General features: G+C 71.6%; 14 protein-coding genes and 2 pseudogenes. 12 read left to right on the top strand and 4 right to left on the bottom strand.

The window, feature by feature from the left end; translation table 11 throughout:
• The first annotated feature begins 263 nt into the window (after positions 1 to 263).
• The 8 genes from leuS to holA all read left to right on the top strand — a co-directional run bounded on the left by leuS (position 264) and on the right by holA (position 11,167).
• A complete protein-coding gene (gene leuS / locus ADL25_RS32960; protein WP_059131547.1) occupies positions 264 to 3,143 on the top strand; it encodes a leucine--tRNA ligase in 2,880 nt (959 codons plus the stop codon).
• 238 nt (positions 3,144 to 3,381) lie between these two features.
• Positions 3,382 to 4,101 (top strand): hypothetical protein, encoded by a 720-nt coding sequence (locus tag ADL25_RS32955; protein WP_181923039.1) that lies wholly within the window; start codon positions 3,382 to 3,384, stop codon positions 4,099 to 4,101.
• A 72-nt stretch (positions 4,102 to 4,173) separates the two neighbouring features.
• A complete protein-coding gene (locus ADL25_RS32950) occupies positions 4,174 to 5,025 on the top strand; it encodes a DegV family protein (protein WP_059131546.1) in 852 nt (283 codons plus the stop codon).
• A gap of 193 nt (positions 5,026 to 5,218) precedes the next feature.
• On the top strand, positions 5,219 to 6,355 hold the full coding sequence (locus ADL25_RS32945) for a ComEA family DNA-binding protein (protein ID WP_059131545.1): 1,137 nt from the start codon (positions 5,219 to 5,221) through the stop codon (positions 6,353 to 6,355).
• Positions 6,352 to 8,946, top strand: coding sequence for a ComEC/Rec2 family competence protein (locus tag ADL25_RS32940; protein ID WP_079050716.1), 2,595 nt, complete (start codon positions 6,352 to 6,354; stop codon positions 8,944 to 8,946). The genes ADL25_RS32945 and ADL25_RS32940 overlap by 4 nt, the downstream gene beginning before the upstream one ends.
• A 4-nt stretch (positions 8,947 to 8,950) precedes the next feature.
• A complete protein-coding gene (locus ADL25_RS32935) occupies positions 8,951 to 9,790 on the top strand; it encodes an arylamine N-acetyltransferase family protein (RefSeq protein WP_059131544.1) in 840 nt (279 codons plus the stop codon).
• 60 nt (positions 9,791 to 9,850) lie between these two features.
• The gene (locus ADL25_RS32930; RefSeq protein ID WP_059131649.1) at positions 9,851 to 10,096 is read left to right on the top strand and encodes a hypothetical protein; all 246 of its coding nucleotides are present in this window, start codon (positions 9,851 to 9,853) and stop codon (positions 10,094 to 10,096) included.
• An 84-nt stretch (positions 10,097 to 10,180) separates the two neighbouring features.
• On the top strand, positions 10,181 to 11,167 hold the full coding sequence (holA, locus tag ADL25_RS32925) for a DNA polymerase III subunit delta (protein WP_079050726.1): 987 nt from the start codon (positions 10,181 to 10,183) through the stop codon (positions 11,165 to 11,167).
• 210 nt (positions 11,168 to 11,377) lie between these two features.
• Here holA and rpsT read toward each other — a convergent pair whose 3' ends face one another.
• Entirely contained in the window at positions 11,378 to 11,644 is a 267-nt protein-coding gene (gene rpsT / locus ADL25_RS32920) for a 30S ribosomal protein S20 (RefSeq protein WP_059131542.1), read from the bottom strand.
• Positions 11,645 to 11,943: 299 nt separating this feature from the next.
• On the opposite strand from rpsT, the gene lepA reads away from it, so the two are divergent.
• Together lepA and ADL25_RS32910 are read left to right on the top strand one after the other, a co-directional pair.
• Positions 11,944 to 13,812, top strand: a complete 1,869-nt coding sequence (gene lepA / locus ADL25_RS32915; protein WP_059131541.1) for a translation elongation factor 4 — start codon at positions 11,944 to 11,946, stop codon at positions 13,810 to 13,812.
• 280 nt (positions 13,813 to 14,092) lie between these two features.
• Complete coding sequence (locus ADL25_RS32910) at positions 14,093 to 15,967, top strand: AMP-dependent synthetase/ligase (protein WP_059131540.1); 1,875 nt, start codon at positions 14,093 to 14,095, stop codon at positions 15,965 to 15,967.
• Between the two features lie 21 nt (positions 15,968 to 15,988).
• On the opposite strand, the pseudogene ADL25_RS32905 reads toward ADL25_RS32910, so the two are convergent.
• Both ADL25_RS32905 and ADL25_RS32900 read right to left on the bottom strand, forming a co-directional pair.
• Positions 15,989 to 16,568 (bottom strand): annotated as a pseudogene (locus ADL25_RS32905) (response regulator).
• 239 nt (positions 16,569 to 16,807) lie between these two features.
• Positions 16,808 to 17,581 (bottom strand): annotated as a pseudogene (locus tag ADL25_RS32900) (HAMP domain-containing protein); the annotation flags it as partial.
• Between the two features lie 102 nt (positions 17,582 to 17,683).
• On the opposite strand from ADL25_RS32900, the gene ADL25_RS32895 reads away from it, so the two are divergent.
• Complete coding sequence (locus ADL25_RS32895) at positions 17,684 to 19,609, top strand: SpoIIE family protein phosphatase (protein ID WP_059131538.1); 1,926 nt, start codon at positions 17,684 to 17,686, stop codon at positions 19,607 to 19,609.
• 40 nt (positions 19,610 to 19,649) lie between these two features.
• The gene (hemW, locus tag ADL25_RS32890; RefSeq protein ID WP_059131648.1) at positions 19,650 to 20,882 is read left to right on the top strand and encodes a radical SAM family heme chaperone HemW; all 1,233 of its coding nucleotides are present in this window, start codon (positions 19,650 to 19,652) and stop codon (positions 20,880 to 20,882) included.
• A gap of 106 nt (positions 20,883 to 20,988) precedes the next feature.
• Here hemW and ADL25_RS32885 read toward each other — a convergent pair whose 3' ends face one another.
• Positions 20,989 to 21,792, bottom strand: a complete 804-nt coding sequence (locus tag ADL25_RS32885) for a DUF3097 domain-containing protein (protein ID WP_059131537.1) — start codon at positions 21,790 to 21,792, stop codon at positions 20,989 to 20,991.
• Positions 21,793 to 22,175 lie beyond the last annotated feature (383 nt).

The following is a 22,175-nucleotide window of genomic DNA, read 5'->3' as shown; positions in this document are numbered from 1 at the left end:
TCGGTGTCTGAGTACGTTTGCGCCCCCTCTTGGGTTCACTCGGACCGCCTCCTGGTCTGCCGACCGGAAGCCCGTCGCGGCGCCGTCGGGCGCTGCGGTACTCTGACGCCATGCGTGCCGTACGCCTTCTGCTTAGCGAGCCGCGCTGATCAGTCCCGACCACCCGGGCGAATCGGATGGTGGGAATCGGCGCGGCGTCCCCTCCTGTGCGAGGGGCTTTTTCATTTCCGCAGGCAGAGACGATCGATGGAGCTTTGAGGATCATGAGCGAGACGAACCCCGCTGCCGCCGCTGTCTCGGCGGAGGCCGCGCCGCACCGCTACACGGCCGCCATGGCGGCCGAGATCGAGGCACGCTGGCAGGACTTCTGGGACGCCGACGGCACCTACGCGGCGCCGAACCCCAAGGGTGACCTGGCCGGCGACCCGGCGCAGGTCGCCCGGCCCAAGAAGTTCATCATGGACATGTTCCCGTATCCCTCCGGTGCGGGTCTGCACGTCGGCCACCCCCTGGGCTACATCGCCACCGATGTCTTCGCCCGGTTCCAGCGCATGACCGGCCACAACGTCCTGCACACCCTGGGCTTCGACGCCTTCGGCCTGCCAGCCGAGCAGTACGCGGTGCAGACCGGCACGCACCCGCGCGTGTCCACCGAGGCCAACATGGAGAACATGAAGGTCCAGCTGCGCCGGCTGGGCCTGGGCCACGACAAGCGCCGGTCGTTCGCCACGATCGACCCGGACTACTACAAGTGGACCCAGTGGATCTTCCTGCAGATCTTCGAGTCCTGGTACGACGAGGAGTCGCGGAAGGCCCGCCCGATCTCCGAACTGATCGCCCAGTTCGAGTCCGGCGAGCGCGGGGTCCCGGGCACCACGCGCGCGTGGAACGAGCTGAGCGCCGCCGAGCGGGCCGACGTCCTGGGCGAGTACCGCCTGGCGTACGCCTCCGACTCGCCGGTGAACTGGTGCCCCGGCCTGGGCACCGTCCTGGCGAACGAGGAGGTCACCGCGGACGGCCGCTCCGAGCGCGGGAACTTCCCCGTCTTCAAGGCCAAGCTGCGCCAGTGGAACATGCGCATCACCGCGTACGCGGACCGGCTGCTGGAGGACCTGGAGGAGCTGGACTGGCCCGAGGCCATCAAGCTGCAGCAGCGCAACTGGATCGGCCGCTCCGAGGGTGCCCGCGTCGGCTTCCCGATCGACGGTGAGGCCGTCACCATCTTCACCACGCGTCAGGACACGCTGTTCGGCGCCACCTACATGGTGCTGGCCCCCGAGCACCCCCTGGTCGAGAAGTTCACCCCCGGCGCCTGGCCCGAGGGCACCCACGAGGTGTGGACCGGCGGCCACGCCACGCCCGCCGAGGCCGTCGCCGCCTACCGTGCCCAGGCCGCCTCCAAGTCCGATGTCGAACGGCAGGCCGAGGCCAAGGACAAGACCGGCGTCTTCACGGGCGCGTACGCGATCAACCCCGTCACCGGGGACAAGATCCCGGTCTTCATCGCCGACTACGTACTGATGGGCTACGGCACCGGCGCGATCATGGCCGTCCCGGCCCACGACAGCCGGGACTTCGCCTTCGCGCGCGCCTTCGAGCTGCCGATCCGCTGTGTCGTCGAGCCGACCGACGGCCGCGACACCGACCCCTCCACGTGGGACGACGCCTTCGTCTCCTACGACGCGACGATCGTCAACTCCTCCGGTGAGACCGTCACGCTGGACGGCCTGAACGTCGTCGAGGCCAAGGCGCGCATCACCGAGTGGCTGGCGCGCAAGGGCATCGGAGAGGGCACCGTCAACTTCCGCCTGAGGGACTGGCTGTTCAGCCGTCAGCGCTACTGGGGCGAGCCCTTCCCGATCGTCTACGACGAGGACGGCATCGCGCACGCGCTGCCCGAGTCGATGCTGCCGCTGGAACTGCCCGAGGTCGAGGACTACTCGCCGCGCACCTTCGACCCGGACGACGCCGACACCCAGCCCGAGACCCCGCTGTCGCGCAACGCCGAGTGGGTCCACGTGACGCTGGACCTGGGCGACGGGCCGAAGAAGTACCGCCGCGAGACCAACACGATGCCCAACTGGGCCGGTTCGTGCTGGTACGAGCTGCGCTACCTGGACCCGCACAACGACCGCGAGCTGGTCGACCCGGAGATCGAGCGTTACTGGATGGGGCCGCGCGAGGGCGTGCCGCACGGCGGCGTCGACCTGTACGTCGGCGGTGCCGAGCACGCGGTGCTGCACCTGCTGTACGCGCGCTTCTGGTCGAAGGTCCTGTACGACCTGGGGCACGTCTCGTCCGCCGAGCCGTTCCACAAGCTGTTCAACCAGGGCATGATCCAGGCCTACGTCTACCGCGACAGCCGCGGTATCGCGGTGCCGGCCGCCGAGGTGGAGGAGCGCGACGGCGCCTACTACTACCAGGGCGAGAAGGTCAGCCGGCTGCTGGGCAAGATGGGCAAGTCCCTGAAGAACGCGGTCACGCCGGACGAGATCTGCGCCGAGTACGGGGCAGACACGCTGCGCCTGTACGAGATGGCGATGGGCCCGCTGGACGTGTCGCGCCCGTGGGACACGCGCGCGGTGGTGGGCCAGTTCCGGCTGCTGCAGCGGCTGTGGCGCAACGTGGTCGACGAGACGACCGGCGAGGTCACCGTCGTCGACAACGAGCCCGACGAGGACACCCTGCGCGCCCTGCACAAGGCGATCGACGGTGTGCGTCAGGACCTGGAAGGCCTGCGGTTCAACACCGCCATCGCCAAGATCACCGAACTGAACAACCATCTGACCAAGACCGGCGCAGCCGTACCGCACTCCGTCGCCGAGTCGCTGGTGCTGCTGATCGCCCCGCTGGCCCCGCACATCGCCGAGGAGCTGTGGCGCAGGCTGGGCCACACCGACTCGGTCGTCCACCGGGACTTCCCGGTCGCCGACCCGGCCTACGTCGTGGACGAGACCGTGACCTGCGTGGTCCAGATCAAGGGCAAGGTCAGGGCGCGGCTGGAGGTTCCCCCCTCGATCTCCGAGGAGGAACTGGAGAAGGTGGCGCTGGCCGACGAGAAGGTCGTCGCCGCACTGGACGGCGCCGGGATCCGCAAGGTGATCGTGCGCGCGCCGAAGCTGGTCAACATCGTCACGGTCTGAGGTCCGTCGTCCGGATCGCGCCGGCTGGGAGAGACCGCGCCTCTCGGTCGCCCCGCGGCGCCGACATGATCCGAACGACGGGCCCCGGCGGCCCGCACCCGTCGGCCGGCCCGGGCGGCGGGGTCGGGGTGGTCCCCTACGGGCGGGTTCTGGGTTCCGCCGGAACCCCGAACCCGCCCGTTACGTTTACCGTGGAAGTGGTGCAACAGCCGCCACCGCCGGTCGGAGGAGGAGCGTCGTGGAAGCCGTGTTGACCGTCATCGTCCTCCTTTTCGTGCTGTGCGTCGTACTCGGGGCGTATGCGACGGTGAAGGCGATCGGAGCGGCCAAGCGCGGTGTGGACCGCACCATCGCCCAGGCCCGCCGCACGGTCGAGGAGACCACCCTGCGGGCCAGGACCCTCGCCCAGCCGGGCCCGGCGGGCGAGATCGCCGCGCTCCGTCTGACGCTGCGCACCTCGATGCGGGCCACGCAGGAAGCGCTGCACGCGGGTGCCGTCGAGGACGAGTCCCTGAAGGAGTCGCTGGGCCTCTTCAACCGCCTCAGCGCGCACGGCTACGAGCTGGATGCCGAGCTCAAGCGCCTGGAGATCGAGCCCGACCGTGGGACGGTCGCCTCCCGGCTGCCCGAACTGCGCGAGCGCACCGAACGGATCACACACTCCGCGGACTCGCTGCGCTGGGCGGCGCACGACCGGGCACGCCGGTTCGCGGACGACGACCTGGACACCCTCAGCGCGCAGATCGACGTGGAGGCGGGCGCGTTGCGCCACTGGACCACGGAGGAGCCGACCGCCCCCTCCTGGCCGGAGGCACCGGCGGCCGACGGCCGGACCGGGCCCGAGACCCCCCGCTCCCGTGCGTCGCGGGACCAGCCGACCCGGCCCGCCATCGGGCCCCGGGGACAGCGCCCGGCATACTCGTGGCAGAAGAAGCCCCGCCCCGAGAGCACCCCCTGATCCCGCCACGGCGAACCCGGCTCGGAGGGGCCGGGCTGCCACACCCACGTTCCGGCAGGTAACCTCCAGCTCATGTCCCGCCATGTCGCGATCGTCACCGATTCAACGGCCTACCTGCCGCCGCGGACGATGGAGCGCCACGGCATCACCGCGGTGCCGTTGACCGTGGTCCTCGGCTACCAGGCGTTCGAAGAGGGCACGGAGATCTCGGCGCGGTCCCTGGCCCAGGCTCTGCAGAAACGACGGTCCGTCACCACATCGCGGCCGAGCCCACAACTCTTCGCCGAGACCTACCGCAAGGTCGCCGAGTCGGGTGCGACCGACATCGTGTCGCTGCATCTGTCCTCCGAGTTCTCGGGCACCTACGACGCCGCGGTGCTCGCGAGCCGCGAGGCCCCCGTGCCGGTGCGCGTGGTCGACACGGGGATGGTGGCGATGGCCCTCGGCTTCTGCGCGGTGGCCGCGGCGGAGGCCGCGGAGGCGGGCGGCACGGTGGACGAGGCGGTCACGGCGGCGGAGAAGCGGGCCGCCGGCACCTCGGCCTACTTCTACGTCGACACGCTCGACTATCTGCGGCGGGGCGGCCGGATCGGGGCCGCGCAGGCGCTGCTGGGTTCGGCGCTCGCCGTGAAGCCGCTGCTCCGGCTGAACGACGGCCGCATCGAGCTGCTGGAGAAGGTGCGCACGGCGTCCAGGGCGATCGCCCGGCTCGAGGAGATCGTGTCCGAACGCGCGGGCAACGCGCAGGTCGACATCGCGGTCCACCATCTCGCCGCTCCCGAACGGGCGTCGGCGCTCGCGGACCGTCTGCGGGTACGGGTGCCGGGGCTGGCCGCCCTGCATGTGAGCGAGGTCGGCGCGGTGATCGGGGCGCACACGGGCCCCGGGCTGCTGGGAGCCGTGGTGTCACCGGTGTCGGGATGACATCGCCGTCGCCCCGCGGGTGCCGGATGCACCGGGCCGTGTGCCCTGTGGGCGGGTGGCGGGACAAGCGTCCGCGTCGCGGACGCGGTGTCCGTTACTCGCGCGGGTGACCGGGTTGTCCACAACCGGGCAGTAGTCCCCGGGAATCAACCAAGATCATCGCGAGGTCGGCCAGGTGCCCGATGCTCGGCGCATGGCTCTTCGATCACGTTCACGCACAGCGACGCCCACGAGCGGGCCCGGCCGTGGCCGGGGTTCCGACGGCCGTACGCGCCACCGCCTGCGCCATGCACAGGGGCCCGTCCGACGGCATCACCGGACCCGGGCCGCCGACGCGCTGCGGCTGCGTGCGGGGGCACTCTTCACAGAAGGGAACGGAGCGCGGCAGGAGTTGGGGCACGGCCCGCCGCGAGCGGACGGGGGCGCGGGGGAGCCCTGTGCGCGTACGACGGCGGGTAGTGGGATCGGCCCTCCGAATGCACGGGCCATGGGGCGGCCCGCGGCTGACCGCTCCGCGGGAGCCGTCCCTGCCCCCACGATCCGCGGTGCCGATGTCCCCGGGAGCGCGGTGGCGGACGGTGGTTGGCGGGAGCGGGTCGGTCTTGCCGTGCGCGAGCGGATGCCGCTGTGGCTGCAGTCGAGGTGCGGGCTGGAGAAGAGGAGCGTGGCCGCCCTGAGCGTGCTGCTCGCCGCGGCGGTGGTCTTCGCGGCACAGCACTTCTGGAGCGGCCGCACGCAGCAGGTGCGGGCACCGGAGGTGGTGCGGGCGGCGGCGTCCTACGGGGAGCCCGGCGCCCGGGGCGCGAACCGGTTCGCGGAGCCCGGCACTTCGGACGGGTCCCCGTCCTCGGACGCGGCCGGGGTGCCGACGGGCGTGGCGGTCGTCGTGGACGTCGGCGGCAAGGTGCGAAGGCCGGGGCTGCAGAGGCTGCCTGCTGGATCACGCGTCGCGGACGCCCTGCGCGCGGCCGGCGGAGTGCGCCCGGGCACCGACACCGGCGGACTCAACCGTGCCCGCCTCCTGGTGGACGGCGAGCAGATCGTGGTCGGCGCCCCCGCGCCCGTGCCCGGCGTGGGTGCGGGAGCAGGAGCGGCGGGTTCGGGCACCGGCGCATCCGCGGCCGGCGCGGCACCCGGCACCCCGGTGTCCCTCACCACGGCGACCGTCGACCAGCTCGACGCGCTGCCCGGGGTGGGCCCCGTCCTCGCACAGCACATCGTCGACTACCGCGCCCGGCACGGGGGATTCCGCTCGGTGGACGAACTCCGCGAGGTCAACGGCATCGGCGAGCGTCGCTTCGCCGACCTGCGGAACCTCGTACGACCATGAGCGCGCCGCAGACGGGCCCCGAGCGCGTGGCTGCACGGCCCCGTTCCGACCGCCCGGCCGCGCGGGTCCCCGCCCGCAGCCGGCTGGGGGACCCGCACCCTCGGCAGGAGGGCCCTTCGGACCTGCGCATGGTGGCGCCCGCGCTCGCTGCCTGGGCCGCGGCTGCCTGGGCCCTGGACGCGCCGACCGCGTGGGTCATCGGTGTTGTGGGCGCCTGCCTGGTGACGGCGGGTGGGCTGTGGGCGGCGCGGCGACCGGTGGCGCGGGGGGCCGACCTGATGCGGACCGCCCGCCTGGTGCGGGGCCCGTGGTCGGCGGTGTCCGTGGCGGCCGTGCTGCTCTGTGTCGCCTCGTCCGCGGCCTGCGCCGGGCTTCAGGGTGCGGACCTGCGAAGGGGACCCGTCCCCGCCCTCGCGCGTCAGTACGCCGAGGTGACCGCGGAGCTCGAGGTCTCCTCCGATCCGCGGCTGACCCGCTCCAGGATCAGCGGCGATCACGCGATGCCGCCGGCCGTGCTGATCGATGCCCGGGTCAGCCGTGTGACACAGGCGGACGGGACCACGACCGCGACGCGGGCGCCGGTGCGGGTGATCGTCGACACGCACACCCGCGTCGCATCCGCGAAGAGTCCGGGCGACGCCGCGAAGGGACCCGGGCGGTCACGGTGGCTCTCCCTGCTGCCCTCCACGCGGTTGCGGGTGACCGCACGCCTAGTGCCCCCGGTGTCCGGGGGCGACCCCGTCGCCGCGGTGCTGCGGGTGCGGGGTGGTGCGCCGCCCGACGTGGTGGGCGGGCCGTCCGGGACACAGCGCTGGGCGGGCCGGTTGCGTGCCGGACTGCGCGAGGCCACCGAAGGGCTCGGCCCTGACTCGCGGGCGCTGCTGCCGGGCCTGGTCGTCGGGGACACCTCCCGGGTGACACCCGAGTTGGACGACGCCTTCAAGAAGACGGACCTCGCGCATCTGCTGGCTGTCAGCGGAGGCAACTTCACCATCCTGCTGGCCCTGTTCATCGGCCCGATCGGACTGGCACAGCGCGTCGAGCGCCGGGGGTTCGCGGCCCGGCTCGGTATTTCGCTGCGCGGGACGGCACTGCTGTGCGGTGCGCTCACGCTCGGATTCGTGGTCGTGTGCCGGCCGGATCCGAGCGTGCTGCGCGCCGCGGCATGCGGAGCGATCGCCCTGCTGGCCCTCGCGACCGGGCGCCGCAGATCCCTGATCCCCGCGCTCGCCACGGCGGTGCTGCTGCTGGTGCTCTACGATCCCTGGCTCGCCCGCGGCTACGGCTTTGTGCTCTCCGTGCTGGCCACCGGCGCCCTGCTCACCGTGGCCCCGCGCTGGAGCGCGGCGTTGCGAAGGCGCCGCGTTCCGCCGCGGGCCGCGGAGGCACTGGCCGCCGCGGCGGCGGCCCAGGCGTTGTGCGCGCCGGTCGTCGCGATGTTGTCGGCACGGGTGAGTCTGGTCGCGGTCCCGTGCAATCTGCTCGCCGAGCTCGCCGTCGCTCCGGCCACCGTGCTGGGGTTCGCCGCGCTGGCCGCCGCGCCGGTGGCGATGCCGCTCGCCGAGGGGCTGGCCCGGTGCGCCGGTTGGCCGGCCGGGTGGATCGCCGGCATCGCACGGACCGGGGCGTCGCTGCCCGGCAGCGGGGTGGACTGGCCGGACACCTGGGCGGGGGCGCTGCTGCTGGCGGCCGTGACGCTCGTGGTCGTGCTCGTCGGCCGGCGGCTGACGAGACACCCGTTGCTCATCTGCGCCTGCGCCGTGGGCCTGCTGCTCGTGGTGGTGCAGCCTCCTCCCCTGACCCGGGTGATCACTGGATGGCCGCCGCCGGGCTGGCGGTTCGCCATGTGCGACGTCGGACAAGGGGACGCGACCGTGCTCGCGACGGGCGGCGGCACGGCGGTGGTCGTGGACGCGGGCCCCGATCCGGTGCTGGTCGACCGGTGCTTGACGGCGCTCGGCGTCGCGCGCATTCCGCTTCTTGTGCTCACCCACTTCCACGCGGACCATGTGGCGGGGCTGCCGGGAGTGCTGCGGGGGCGCTCGGTGGGGGCGATCGAGACGACCGGGTTCGAAGAGCCGGTGGAGCAGGCCGTGTTCGTCCGCGCTCAGGCGGCGGCCCGGCACATTCCGCTGACGCGCGCCGTGGCCGGTGAACACCGCCGCACCGGAACGCTCGACTGGCGGGTGCTGTGGCCGCCCGCGGACCCGGCCCCCTCCCCGGACGGACCGAACGACGCCAGCGTCGCGCTGTCCGTGCGGTCCGCGGGACTGAGCCTGCTGTTGCTGGGCGACCTCGAACCCGCGGCCCAGCAGGCATTGGCGAGGTCCCCGGAGGGTGCCGGACTGGGGCCCGTGGACGTTCTCAAGGTCGCCCACCACGGCTCGGCGTACCAGGATCCCGATCTCATACGCAGGGTGGCGCCGCGGATCGCGCTGATCTCGTGCGGGAAGGACAATCCGTACGGTCATCCGGCTCCCCGAACGGTCGCGGCGCTGCGGGGCGAGGGCGCGCTCGTGCTGCGCACGGACGAGGACGGGGCGATCGCCGTGGTCGGTGCGGGCGAGGGGTTGAGCGTGGCGAGAGACTGAGGTCATGAATTCCGCACAGATCGATGCCTACCTCCGCAGGATCGGGGTGCAGCATCCCGCCTGGCCCACCGTCGACGTGTTGCGCGAGCTGCATCTGCGCCATCTTCAGACCGTGCCGTTCGAGAACCTGTCGATCCACCTCGGCGAGGGAATCGTGCTGGACCAGAAGCAGCTGGTCGACAAGGTCGTGGGCAGGCGCAGGGGCGGCATCTGCTACGAACTCAACGGTGCGTTCGGGGCGTTGCTCAAGGCGCTGGGCTTCGACGTCACGCTGCTCTCCGCCCGGGTGTACGGGGAAGAGAGGCGGCTCGGGGTGCCGTACGACCATCTGGTGCTGCGTGTGCGGACGGTGGACGGGGGCGACTGGCTGGCGGACGTCGGCTTCGGGGCGCACAGCCACTATCCGCTGGAGATCGGGGAGCGGGGTGAGCAGCCTGATCCGGCCGGTGACTTCCGGGTGGTCGAGTCGGGGGCGGACGAGGCGGGCGTGCGGGGCGGCGGCGGGGAGCGGGCCGACGATCTCGACGTTTTGTGGGACGACAAGCCGCAGTACCGGCTGGAGCTGCGGCCGCGGTCGCTCGGGGACTTCGCCGTCGGAGCCTGGTGGAACAGCACGTCGCCCGGCTCGCACTTCTTGCGGTCGCTGGTGTGCTCGAGGGTCACGGAGGACGCGGGACGGATCACGCTCAGCGGCAGCCGTCTGACGGTGACGACACCGCAAGGGGAGAAGGAGGTGACGGACCTGGCGAGCGACGCGGAGGTGCTCGGGGCCTACCGGGAGCGGTTCGGGATCGAGTTGGACCGGGTGCCCACGGTCCGCAGCGCGTCATCCGAACCGGGGTGACCTGCACCTCCCGAGGTGGGCCCGGCGCCGAGCGGAACGGACGTGGCGGAGGATGGCTTCGTGAGCGATGTGAGACATGTGCTGGTGCTGCCCGACCGCGATGCAGCGGAAGAGGTGGTGGAGGCGCTCGGGGAACGGTTCGGTCTTGCCGAGGAACCGCGGATCGTCCGTGACGCGCTGGCCGGTGAGGACGACGCGGAGGACGCGCAGTGGCTGGTGGTGCTGCGGGACGAGGAAGGACGTCTGGATCCGGACGAGCTGCACACGTTCGCGGGGGAGTGGGACGGCTGGCGGGAGGAGCCCTGAGCCCGCCGTGCCGCGCCCCGCGCACGGCTGGGGCTGACGGGCGCCCGGGCCGTGTTGTCGGTGCCGCGTGCGATGCTGTCCGTGATGGCCAAGAAGACGAATGACGACGTGCTCGCCCCGGTCACCCTCGCCGTGGGCCAGGAGGACCTCCTGCTGGACCGGGCCGTGCAGGAGGTGGTGGCCGCCGCCCGGGCCGCCGACGCCGACACGGACGTACGGGATCTGTCCTCCGACCAGTTGCAGCCCGGTACGCTCGCGGAGCTGACCAGTCCGTCGCTGTTCGCCGAGCGCAAGGTCGTGGTCGTGCGCAACGCTCAGGACCTGTCGGCCGACACGATCAAGGAGCTGAAGGGATATTTCGGCTCTCCGGCCGAGGAGATCACGCTTGTGCTGCTGCACGCGGGCGGCGCCAAGGGCAAGGGACTGCTCGACGCCGCGCGCAAGGCGGGGGCGCGGGAGGTGGCGTGCCCCAAGATGACGAAGCCGGCCGACCGGCTGGCGTTCGTGCGCGGGGAGTTCCGGGCGCAGGGTCGCGCGGCGACCCCGGAGGCGTGCCAGTCCCTCGTCGACGCGATCGGCAGCGATCTGCGGGAGCTGGCCTCGGCGGTCTCGCAGCTCACCGCGGACGTCGAGGGGACCATCGACGAGGCGGTGGTCGGGCGGTACTACACGGGGCGGGCCGAGGCGTCCAGCTTCACCGTCGCGGACCGGGCGGTCGAGGGGCGGGCGGCGGAGGCGCTGGAGGCCCTCAGATGGTCGTTGGCCACGGGGGTCGCGCCGGTCCTGATCACGAGCGCCCTCGCACAGGGGGTGCGGGCCATCGGCAAGCTGTCGTCGGCGCGCGGCGGACGCCCGGCGGACCTCGCCCGGGAGCTGGGCATGCCGCCGTGGAAGATCGACCGGGTGCGGCAGCAGATGCGGGGATGGACGCCGGACGCAGTGGCGATCGCCCTGCGGGCGGTCGCCGAGGCCGACGAAGGAGTCAAGGGCGGCGGGGACGATCCCGAGTACGCCCTGGAGAAGGCGGTCGTCACCATCGCGCGGGCGGCGCGGTCGAGGGGGCGGGCGTGAGCGGGGAGCCCCGGAGCCGGGCACAAACCGGGCGGGCGTGAGCCGAGAGCCCCGCCGCCGCCCTGGGGAAGGGCGAGGGCGGGGCTCTCGGATCTCAAGCTGGTGGGTTCGTACCCGCGTGGCGAACGCAGGCCGCGTACGAACCCGGAGTGCCAGGGGGGAGCGGATGAGAGAGGGCCCGCTCGGTTCCCTCCGGCGTCAAATCAAGTGTCAGCCCTTGAGGGACGCGACCTTCGAAGCAAGCGCCGACTTCTTGTTGGCGGCCTGGTTCTTGTGGATGACGCCCTTCGAGACGGCCTTGTCGAGCTGACGCGCGGCGGCGCGCTGGTACTCGGTGGCCTTCTCGGCGTCGCCCGCGGCAGTGGCCTCGCGAGCCTTGCGGATCGCGGTCTTGAGCGAGGACTTGACGGCCTTGTTGCGCAGGCGCGCCTTCTCGTTCGTCTTGTTCCGCTTGATCTGGGACTTGATGTTCGCCACGAATGAGCCTTTACAGGTTCAGGCACGTGGGGCTGACCGCCTCACGTGCCGGTGATTTCTTTGAAGAGGTACCTCGCGCTGAGAGGGCATGAGGCACAGCCACCCAGGCTACCAGCCGGGCTCAGGGCCGCCCAAACCGGTCGCCCGCACCGCCGGACGGCCCCCGGATCCGGCCTCCCGTTCCGGTCCGACATGGCCCAAACCGGTCGCAGTGTCCCGCGCATGGGACGATGGAGGCTACGTATCGTTCCGACCCGAGACCGCAGACGCTGCGGACGCCTCAAGAATCAGGACCCTGCGTGCCCGCGACTCCTACCCATGCGCCCGAGCCGAGCCGTACCGACCCGGCTCGGATCCGCAATTTCTGCATCATCGCGCACATCGACCACGGCAAGTCCACGCTCGCCGACCGGATGCTCCAGCTCACCGGTGTCGTCGAGCAGCGGCAGATGCGCGCTCAGTACCTCGACCGCATGGACATCGAGCGCGAGCGTGGCATCACGATCAAGTCCCAGGCGGTGCGTCTGCCGTGGGCCCCGACCCACGACCCTGGCAGCACGCACATCCTCAACATGATCGACACCCCTGGGCACGTCGACTTCACCTACGAGGTCTCGCGGTCGCTCGCCGCCTGCGAGGGCACGATCCTCCTCGTCGACGCCGCCCAGGGCATCGAGGCCCAGACCCTCGCCAACCTCTATCTGGCGATGGAAAACGACCTCACGATCATCCCCGTGCTCAACAAGATCGACCTGCCGGCCGCGCAGCCGGAGAAGTTCTCCGAGGAGCTCGCCAACCTCGTCGGCTGCGAGCCCGACGACGTCCTGAAGGTGTCCGCCAAGACGGGCCTGGGCGTCGAGGCGCTGCTGGACAAGGTCGTCGAGCAGATCCCGGCGCCGGTGGGTGTCGTGGACGCGCCGGCCCGCGCGATGATCTTCGACTCGGTCTACGACTCCTACCGCGGCGTGGTCACGTATGTGCGTGTCGTCGACGGACAGCTCAACAAGCGCGAGCGCATCAAGATGATGTCCACCGGCGCGACCCACGAGCTGCTGGAGATCGGCGTCAGCTCGCCCGAGATGCTTCCGTCCGACGGCCTCGGCGTCGGCGAGGTGGGCTACCTCATCACCGGTGTGAAGGACGTCCGCCAGTCCAAGGTCGGTGACACGATCACCAGCCAGGCCAAGGGCGCCACGGAGCCCCTCGGCGGCTACAAGGACCCGAAGCCGATGGTCTTCTCGGGTCTGTATCCGCTCGACGGCTCCGACTACCCGGACCTGCGCGAGGCACTCGACAAGCTCCAGCTCAACGACGCCGCGCTCGTCTACGAGCCCGAGACCTCCGCCGCCCTGGGCTTCGGTTTCCGTGTCGGCTTCCTCGGACTGCTCCACCTCGACGTGGTCCGCGAGCGCCTGGAGCGCGAGTTCGGGCTCGATCTGATCGCCACCGCGCCCAACGTGGTCTACCGCGTGATCATGGAGGACGGCGAGGAGCACACGGTCACCAACCCGAGCGAGTTCCCCGAGGGCAAGCTGGCCGAGGTGTACGAGCCGGTCGTACGGGCCACGATCCTCGCGCCCACCGAGTTCATCGGCGCGATCATGGAGCTCTGCCAGACCCGCCGCGGCACCCTGCTCGGCATGGACTACCTGTCCGAGGACCGGGTCGAGATCCGCTACACACTGCCCCTCGCGGAGATCGTCTTCGACTTCTTCGATCAGCTGAAGTCCAAGACCCGCGGCTACGCCTCCCTCGACTACGAGCCCACCGGCGAGCAGGACAGCTCCCTGGTGAAGGTCGACATCCTGCTGCACGGCGACAAGGTGGACGCCTTCTCGGCGATCACCCACAAGGACCAGGCGTACGCATACGGTGTCCGGCTGGTCGCCAAACTGAAGGAACTCATCCCGCGGCAGAACTTCGAGGTGCCGGTGCAGGCCGCCGTCGGCTCCCGGGTGATCGCCCGCGAGACCATCCGCGCCATCCGCAAGGACGTCCTCGCCAAGTGCTACGGCGGTGACATCTCCCGCAAGAGGAAGCTGCTGGAGAAGCAGAAGGAGGGCAAGAAGCGGATGAAGATGGTGGGTTCCGTGGAGGTTCCCCAGGAAGCCTTCATCGCCGTGCTGTCCAGCGATGACAGCGCGGGGTCGGCCAAGGGCAAGAAGTAACCGGGGAGTCCCGGAAAATCGGCCGAACAGGGGCCCGTCGTACGAAAGTGCGGCGGGCCCCTTCGCGTGCTCCCCGTTGCTCTCTGTAGGAAGTGACAGGCCACCGCCTCTTACGTACCGGGCGGTCGGGCTCTACTCTGATCTCTGCTCGGTAGTTACTCGTGAGTTAAACAACTGCGCCGGAGTGACAGCAGGCGCAGACCAGCCAGTCGCATCGAGCCAGTCGCAATGAGCCAGCCAGCATGAGTCAGCCGCATCGTCGCGGGCCCCGGAGGATGTCGTGAGCGACACACAGACCTTGATCGAGAACCGTCCGCCGTCCGTGGCGGCCCTCTTTCTGGAGCGCGTGGCGGCCACGCCCGACGCCGAGGCCTACCGGTACCCCGTACCGCTCGCCTCCGGCGAGGGCCCAGACGAATGGAAGTCGCTGAGCTGGGCCGAGGCGGCCGAGCAGGTCTTCTCGATCGCGGCCGGACTGATCGAGCTGGGCGTGCAGCCGGAGCAGCGGGTGGCGCTCGCCTCCTCGACGCGGGTCGAGTGGATCCTCGCCGACCTGGGCATCCTCTGCGCCGGAGCGGCCACCACCACGGTCTACCCGCAGACCAACGCCGATGAATCGTCGTTCATCCTCTCCGACTCCGAGAGCAGGGTGCTCATCGCGGAGAACGCGGAGCAGCTGGCGAAGGTCCAGGAGAAGCGTGCGGAGCTGCCCGCGCTCACCCATGTCGTGGTGATCGACCCCAAGGGGGTCGAGACGGGCGGCTGGGTGCTCTCCCTGGCCGAGCTGGAGTCGCGCGGCGCCGCCTACCTCGAGCAGCACCCCGAGCTCATCAAGGAGCGGGTGGGCGCGATCACCAAGGACCAGCTCGCCACCCTGATCTACACCTCCGGCACCACCGGCCGCCCCAAGGGCGTGCGACTGCCGCACGACAACTGGGCGTACATGGCCAAGGCGATCGCGGCGACCGGGCTGGTGGGCGCCGACGACGTGCAGTACCTGTGGCTGCCGCTCGCACACGTCTTCGGCAAGGTGCTCACCTCCGGCCAGATCGAGGTCGGCCACGTCACGGCCGTCGACGGCCGCGTGGACAAGATCATCGAGAATCTGCCGGTCGTGCAGCCGACCTATATGGCGGCCGTTCCGCGCATCTTCGAGAAGGTCTACAACGGGGTCGCGGCCAAGGCGCGGGCGGGCGGCGCGGCGAAGTACAAGATCTTCCTGTGGGCGGCCGAGGTCGCCCGGGAGTACGCCAAGGTCTCCCAGGACACCTTCCGCCGTACCGGTACGCATGCCGTGCCCTTCGGTCTCGCCGCCAAGCACAAGGTCGCGGACGCGCTGGTCTTCGCCAAGATCCGGGAGGCGTTCGGCGGCAACCTGCGCGCCTGCGTCTCCGGCTCCGCCGCCCTCGCCCCCGAGATCGGCTACTTCTTCGCCGGCGCCGGCATCCACATCCTGGAGGGCTACGGCCTCACCGAGTCCTCCGCCGCCTCCTTCGTGAACCCGGGCGAGGCGTACCGCACGGGTACCGTCGGCAAGCCGCTGCCCGGCACCGAGGTGCGCATCGCGGACGACGGCGAGATCCTGATGCGCGGCCCCGGCATCATGGAGGGCTACCACGGGCTGCCGGAGAAGACCGCCGAGGTGCTGGAGGCGGACGGCTGGTTCCACACCGGTGACATCGGCGAGCTGTCGCCCGACGGCTATCTGCGGATCACCGACCGCAAGAAGGACCTCATCAAGACGTCCGGTGGCAAGTACATCGCGCCCGCCGAGGTCGAGGGCCAGTTCAAGGCGGTGTGCCCGTACGTCTCCAACATCCTCGTGCACGGCGCCGACCGGAACTACTGCACGGCGCTCATCGCCCTCGACGAGGTGTCCATCCTGGAGTGGGCGAAGGAGAACGGGCTGGGGGGCAGGTCGTACGCCGAGATCGTGGCCGCGCCGGCCACGGTCGAGATGGTCGACGGCTACGTCAAGCAGCTCAACGAGGGGCTCCAGAAGTGGCAGACCGTCAAGAAGTTCCGTCTGCTGCCGCGGGACCTCGACGTGGAGCACGGTGAGATCACGCCGAGCCTGAAGCTGAAGCGGCCCGTCGTCGAGCGGGAGTACAAGCACCTGATCGACGAGATGTACGCCGGCACGCGCGAGGCCTAGGACGAAGGCCGGGGGTACGGGCTAGAACATTCGGCCCCCGGTCACCAGTTGCCGCAACTCCCGGACCAGCGTGCGCAGTTCGACAAGGTCCGGGGGAACGTCCCCGGTCAGCACCCCCTCCAGCGCCGCCAGCCGGCCGCCCAGCTCCGTGCAGTGCGTCTGCTCCTCGGTCAGCATCCGCTCCAGCTGCCGGTTCTTGCGGTGCAGTTCCAGGAACACGGAGACCTTCGCGCGCAGCACCCATGGGTCGAAGGGCTCGGTGAGGTAGTCGGCGGCACCCGGTCGCGTAGCCGCGGAAGGCGTAGCCCGCGTCGGCGTCGGAGCCGGTCAAGAACATGATCGGGACGTCCTTGGTCTGGTCGAGCCGCTTGATGTGCGCCGCGGTCTCGAATCCGTCCAGGCCGGGCATCCGTATGTCCAGCAGGACGAGGGCGAAGCGCCGCCGCAGCAGCGCCTTCATCGCCTCCTCGCCCGAACGTGCGGGCACCATCGGCTCGTTGAGGTTCCGCAGGACGGCCTCGAGCGCCGTCGGATTGTCCTCCATGTCGTCGACGAGGAGGAGGATGCTCGCGCTGTCCTCGGACCCTTCCTCAAAGGGCATGTGACGGTGTCCCTCACTCGGTGCACGGAGGGACGGCGGACCGCTCGGGGCGCTCGCTCCATCGGCCCCGGCACTCCGCTCCGGCCCCGTGTCGTGGTCGTTCGCGCCCAGGCCGCGGGACTCAGCCCCGTCCGGGTCCAGGAGGGCGCAGACGACGGTCAGAAGCCGGTCGACGTCGACGGGTTTGGGCACGTAGTCGTTGGCGCCGCGTGCGATGGACTTCTCGCGGTCGCCGGGCATCGGGTCACCTCGTCGGCGAACGCCGAGAGCTGGTCCACCATCGTGTTCACGGTGAGCTTCAGCTCCAGCAGCTCACCCGTCGCCTCGACCGTCACCGTGCGGGTCAGGTCGCCGCGCGCCACCGCCGTCGTCACCAGGGCGATGTCCCGGACCTGGGCCGTCAGACGGGGGGCCATCGTGTTGACCGCCTCGGTCACGTCCCGCCAACTGCCCGAAAGGCCCCGCACCTTGGCCCGGCTGCCGAGCCGCCCCTCGGTGCCGACCTCACGGGCGACCCGCGTCACCTCGCCGGTGAACAACGACAGCTGGTCGACCATCTTGTTGACCGCACGGCCGAGGCGTCGCAGATCACCGCGCAGCTGACGGCTGCCGTCGTGCAGGTCGACCCGCTGCGTCAGATCGCCGCCGGCCACCGCGTCCAGCATCCGCGTCGCGTTGGCCGCCGGTGCCACCAGGGCGTCGAGCACCTGGTTGACGTCGTCGACGCGTGAGGTCCAGGATCCCTGGCCCGGACTCGCCGAGACCCGCTCGTCGAGCCGGCCGTGCCGCACCAGCTCCCGCTTGACGCGCTGGATCTCCGAGTTGAAGTGCGTGCTCCGGACAACGATCTGATTGAAGACGGCGCCCAGTTCGGCCACCGGGCCGTGGCCCGCCTCCGGCACCTTGGTGAAGTCGCCGTCCCGGGCGGCCGTCATCGCCGCGAGCAGGGGACGGAGATCCGATGCTCGAATCTGTCCGTCTTCGAACACATCTGTAGCACTGTTCTCACTCATGCCGGCCCACTTCAGTAACTCGGTGCTTATGGGCGCGGCCAGTCTGTCACTCTGTCCGCATCGTCAGAGGCGTATTCGTCCCAACTGCTCGGGGAGCCGTCCATGGGGGCCATTCCCACGCAAAGGGAGACCATCTCCCGAGCCCCTGATGTGCCTGTGCCCGAAGGCGCGGACCTGCGCGCGGTGGTGCGCACGACACTGCCCGGGGGTCCGCTCGCGGCCGGTGCCGCGCGCCGGTTCGTCCGCGCGGCCCTGGAGGAATGGGCCCGGACCGCCGAACCGGACACGTTCACCGAGCGGTTGGCGGACGACACGCTGGTCGTCGTCAGCGAACTGGTCACCAACGCCGTCGTGCACGCCGGCACGGACGTTGATGTGGCCTGCCGGCTGAAGGAGACGGAGGACGAACCGGCCGGCCTGGTCGTCGAGGTCTCCGACCATCACCCCTCCCGGGCGGTACGGGACGACGGCTCGGAACGCCCGTACGGCATACCCGAGTACGGGCGCGGCCTGCGGCTCGTGTCCACTCTGTCCACGGCCTGGGGGATCACCTACCGCACCGGCACCAAGACGGTCTGGGCCCTGCTGCCCCTCGACGGCGCCCGGGATGCGGAGGACACCCTCGAGGCGTACGGCTGCGAGAGCGGGCCGAGCCCGGCCGTACTGCTCGGGCCCGACCTCTCCGCCTTCGCCGAGACCGCGCGCGGTACGCACGACCGGGACTGGCGGGGCCGCGGTGCCCTCTCGTTCCTCGCGGAGGCCTCCGACCTGCTCGCCGGACAGCTCGACGAGGACCTGGTGGCCGCGCTCACCGGGCAGCTGATCGTGCCGCGGCTCGCCGACTGGTGCGCGGTGTGGCTGGAGGACGAGGCGGCCGGCTGGCAGGGGCCCGGGAGCGCGGTCGCCCCGGGGACCCGGCTGGCCCGTGTGTGGCACGGCAGTGAGAACCGGATCGAGGAGCTGCGCCGGGCGCTGGAGAAGGACCCGCCCCGGGTGCCCGACTCGGTGCGCTCCAGGGCAGTTCCCGTGCCGTGGCCCGGCGAGGCGCTCGGGCCGCGCGGGGCGACGGGGGCCGCGCTGGCGTACCGGCTGATCGCCGGAGGCCGGCCGCTGGGCACGCTCGTCATCGGGCGGGCCGGACTGCTGCGCTTCCCCGACGAGGTCACGGGGCTCGTGGAGGATCTGAGCCGCCGCGTGGCACTGGCCATCGGGGCCGCCCGGCAGTACGCCCGCCAGGCCACGATCAGCCGTGTGCTGCAGCGGGGCCTGCTGCCCGGCGCGGTCGCCGAGATCCCCGGGTTGCGCAGCGCCCTCGTGTACGAGCCCTGCGACAAGGGCGGCCCGAGCGGCGACTTCTACGACATCTTCCCGGCCGGCGACGGACGCTGGTGCTTCGCGCTCGGCGACGTCCAGGGCAAGGGCCCCGAGGCGGCCGTCGTGATCGGCCTGGCCCGGCCCTGGCTGCGGCTGCTGGCCCGTGAGGGCTACGCGGTCCCCGACGTCCTGGACCGTCTCAACCAGCTTCTCCTGGACGACGCCACGGAGGCCGCGGACGCGGCGGCGCGGGCGCTGGTGGCCGCCGGCGCCCCCGTGCCGGTCGTCGACGACGGCCCGCACGCCCGCTTCCTCTCGCTACTCTACGGCGAGCTGGTCCCCTTCGAGGGCGGGATGCGCTGCACCCTGGCCTCGGCCGGGCACCCGCTGCCGCTGGCCCTTCGCCCGACCGGCGACGTACGCGCCGTGGCGCGGCCGCAGACGCTCCTCGGGGTCGTGGAGGACGTGGCGTACGCCTGCGAGACCTTCGAGCTGCACCCCGGCGACACCCTGCTGTGCGTCACGGACGGGGTGACGGAGCGGCGCAGCGGCCCCCGCCAGTTCGACGACGGGGACGGACTGGCGGCGGCGCTCACCGGCTGCGCCGGGCTGAGCGCGCAGCGGATCGCGGAGCGGATCAGGAGGCTGGTGCACGACTTCGGGGCGAAGCCCCCGGAGGACGATCTCGCGCTGCTGGTCCTGCAGGCGGAGTGAGCGCGGTGAGGAGTTCCGGCGGTACGGGACAATGGAGGACATGCCTTCCGCACTCCCCGACGGTGAGCCCGTACCCGACGACGGGGCGCTGCCCGCGCACGCCCTGGCCGGGGCCGCCGGGCGTCCCCTCGGCTTCTATCTCCATGTGCCGTACTGCGCCACGCGCTGCGGCTACTGCGACTTCAACACCTACACCGCGACGGAGCTGCGCGGCACGGGCGGGGTGCTGGCGTCCCGCGACAACTACGCGCAGACACTGATCGACGAGGTCCGTCTGGCCCGCAAGGTGCTGGGCGACGACCCGCGCGAGGTGCGCACGGTCTTCGTCGGGGGCGGCACGCCGACGCTGCTCGCCGCGGAGGACCTGGTACGGATGCTGGGGTCGATCCGCGACGAGTTCGGGCTCGCGGACGACGCCGAGGTGACGACGGAGGCCAACCCGGAGTCGGTGGACGAGCGGTATCTCGCCACGCTCCGGGAGGGCGGCTTCAACCGGATCTCCTTCGGTATGCAGAGCGCGCGTCCGCACGTCCTGAAGATCCTGGACCGCACGCATACGCCCGGCCGCCCCGAGGCGTGTGTGGCCGAGGCGCGGGCGGCGGGCTTCGCGCACGTGAACCTGGACCTGATCTACGGCACACCGGGGGAGTCGGACGACGACTGGCGGGCGTCGCTGGAGGCGGCGCTGGGCGCGGGGCCCGACCACATCTCGGCCTACGCCCTGATCGTCGAGGAGGGCACACAGCTCGCTCGCCGCATACGCCGTGGCGAGATCGCGATGACGGACGACGACGTGCACGCGGACCGCTACCTGATCGCGGACGAGGTGCTCGGCTCGGCGGGCTACGACTGGTACGAGGTCTCCAACTGGGCCACCTCGCGGCCCGCCCGCTGCCTGCACAACGAGCTGTACTGGCGCGGTGCCGACTGGTGGGGTGCGGGCCCCGGCGCCCACAGCCACGTGGGCGGGGTCCGCTGGTGGAACGTGAAGCATCCGGGGGCCTATGCGGCGGCCCTCGCGCAGGGGCGCTCCCCTGGGGCAGGACGTGAGGTCCTGACGGAGGAGGACCGCCGGGTCGAACGCATTCTGCTGGAGCTGCGGCTGCGGGAGGGCGTGCCCTTGTCGCTGCTGCGGGAGGCGGGGCTCACTGCCTCCCGCCGGGCGCTGGCGGACGGGCTGCTGGAGGAGGGTCCGTACGAGGAGGGTCACGCCGTACTGACGTTGCGGGGGCGGCTGCTTGCGGACGCCGTGGTGCGGGACCTGGTGGACTGATCACCGGGTGGGGCCGGCCACCGCGCGGCGGTGGTTCGGGCCCTGTCCCGGTCGACGGGTCGGCGGTGTACTCGCGGTGGCGGAGGGCCGGGCGCCCTGCCGTCGCTCACGGTTGAACCGTGACGAAGTCGATCAGCTCCTCCACCCTGCCCAGCAGCTCCGGCTCCAGATCCTTGTAGGACCGCACCCGGGACAGGATCCGCTGCCAGGCCTCACCCGTGTTCTCCGGCCAGCCCAGGGCCCGGCACACGCCCTTCTTCCAGTCCTCGCCGTGCGGGATGCGCGGCCACTCCCGGATGCCGACCGACGACGGCTTCACGGCCTCCCAGACGTCGATGTAGGGATGCCCGACCACCAGCGCGTGCTCGCTCGTCACCGACTCCGCGATGCGCCATTCCTTCGTGCCGGGGACCAGATGGTCCACCAGGACGCCCAGGCGGGCATCGGGGCCGGGGGAGAACGACGAGACGATCGACGGCAGGTCGTCGACCCCCTCCAGGTACTCCACGACCACGCCCTCGATGCGCAGGTCGTCGCCCCACACCCGCTCGACCAGTTCCGCGTCGTGGCGGCCCTCCACATAGATGCGGCCGGCACGGGCGACACGCGCGCGGGCCGCGGGGACCGCCACCGAGCCCGACGCCGTACGCGTGGGGCGTACCGGCGCATTCGACGGGCGCACCAGCGTCACCACCCGGCCCTCCAGCAGGAAGCCACGCGGTTCCAGGGGGAACACCCGGTGCTTGCCAAAGCGGTCCTCCAGGGTCACCGTGCCCGCCTCGCAGCGGATCACCGCACCGCAGAAGCCGGTGCTCGGCTCCTCGACCACCAGACCGGGGTCCGCCGGGACCTCCGGCACGGGCTTGGGCTTCTTCCACGGCGGAGTCAGGTCCGGCGAATACTGGCGCATTCGGATGACGATAGGAGAAGCGCGAACCCGGAAGGCGTACGAGGTGCCACGACACGCCGGAACGAGCCGCCTGCCCACGGCTCGCGGGACCAGGCCCCGTGGAGGGCCACCGCCGTCGTCCGCTTCCCGGGGAGAGGCGGCGGGCGGGGACGAGCACTCCGGACGACCTCGCGCCCGTGAGCGCGAGATGCGTCACACGGCGGTCCGTGCCGGCGGGCGCCGCGGGCCGCGCCGCCCCGGCGTGCGGGCTGCGCCCTCGTACGGGCGCCGGACCCCGCCCGGCCCGCGCCGGCCCGCCCGCTCCTCCACGCCCGGTCCGGCCGTGCGGTTCCGGACCGGGGGTGGTGGGCCCCCGTCCGGACCCTTCCCGCGACACCGCCGTA

This window comes from Streptomyces sp. NRRL F-5122, from assembly GCF_001507435.1.
Lineage (GTDB): Bacteria > Actinomycetota > Actinomycetes > Streptomycetales > Streptomycetaceae > Streptomyces > Streptomyces lannensis.
The sequence above is the reverse complement of the archived record's forward strand: the minus strand, read 5'-3'. Positions and strand labels throughout refer to the sequence as shown.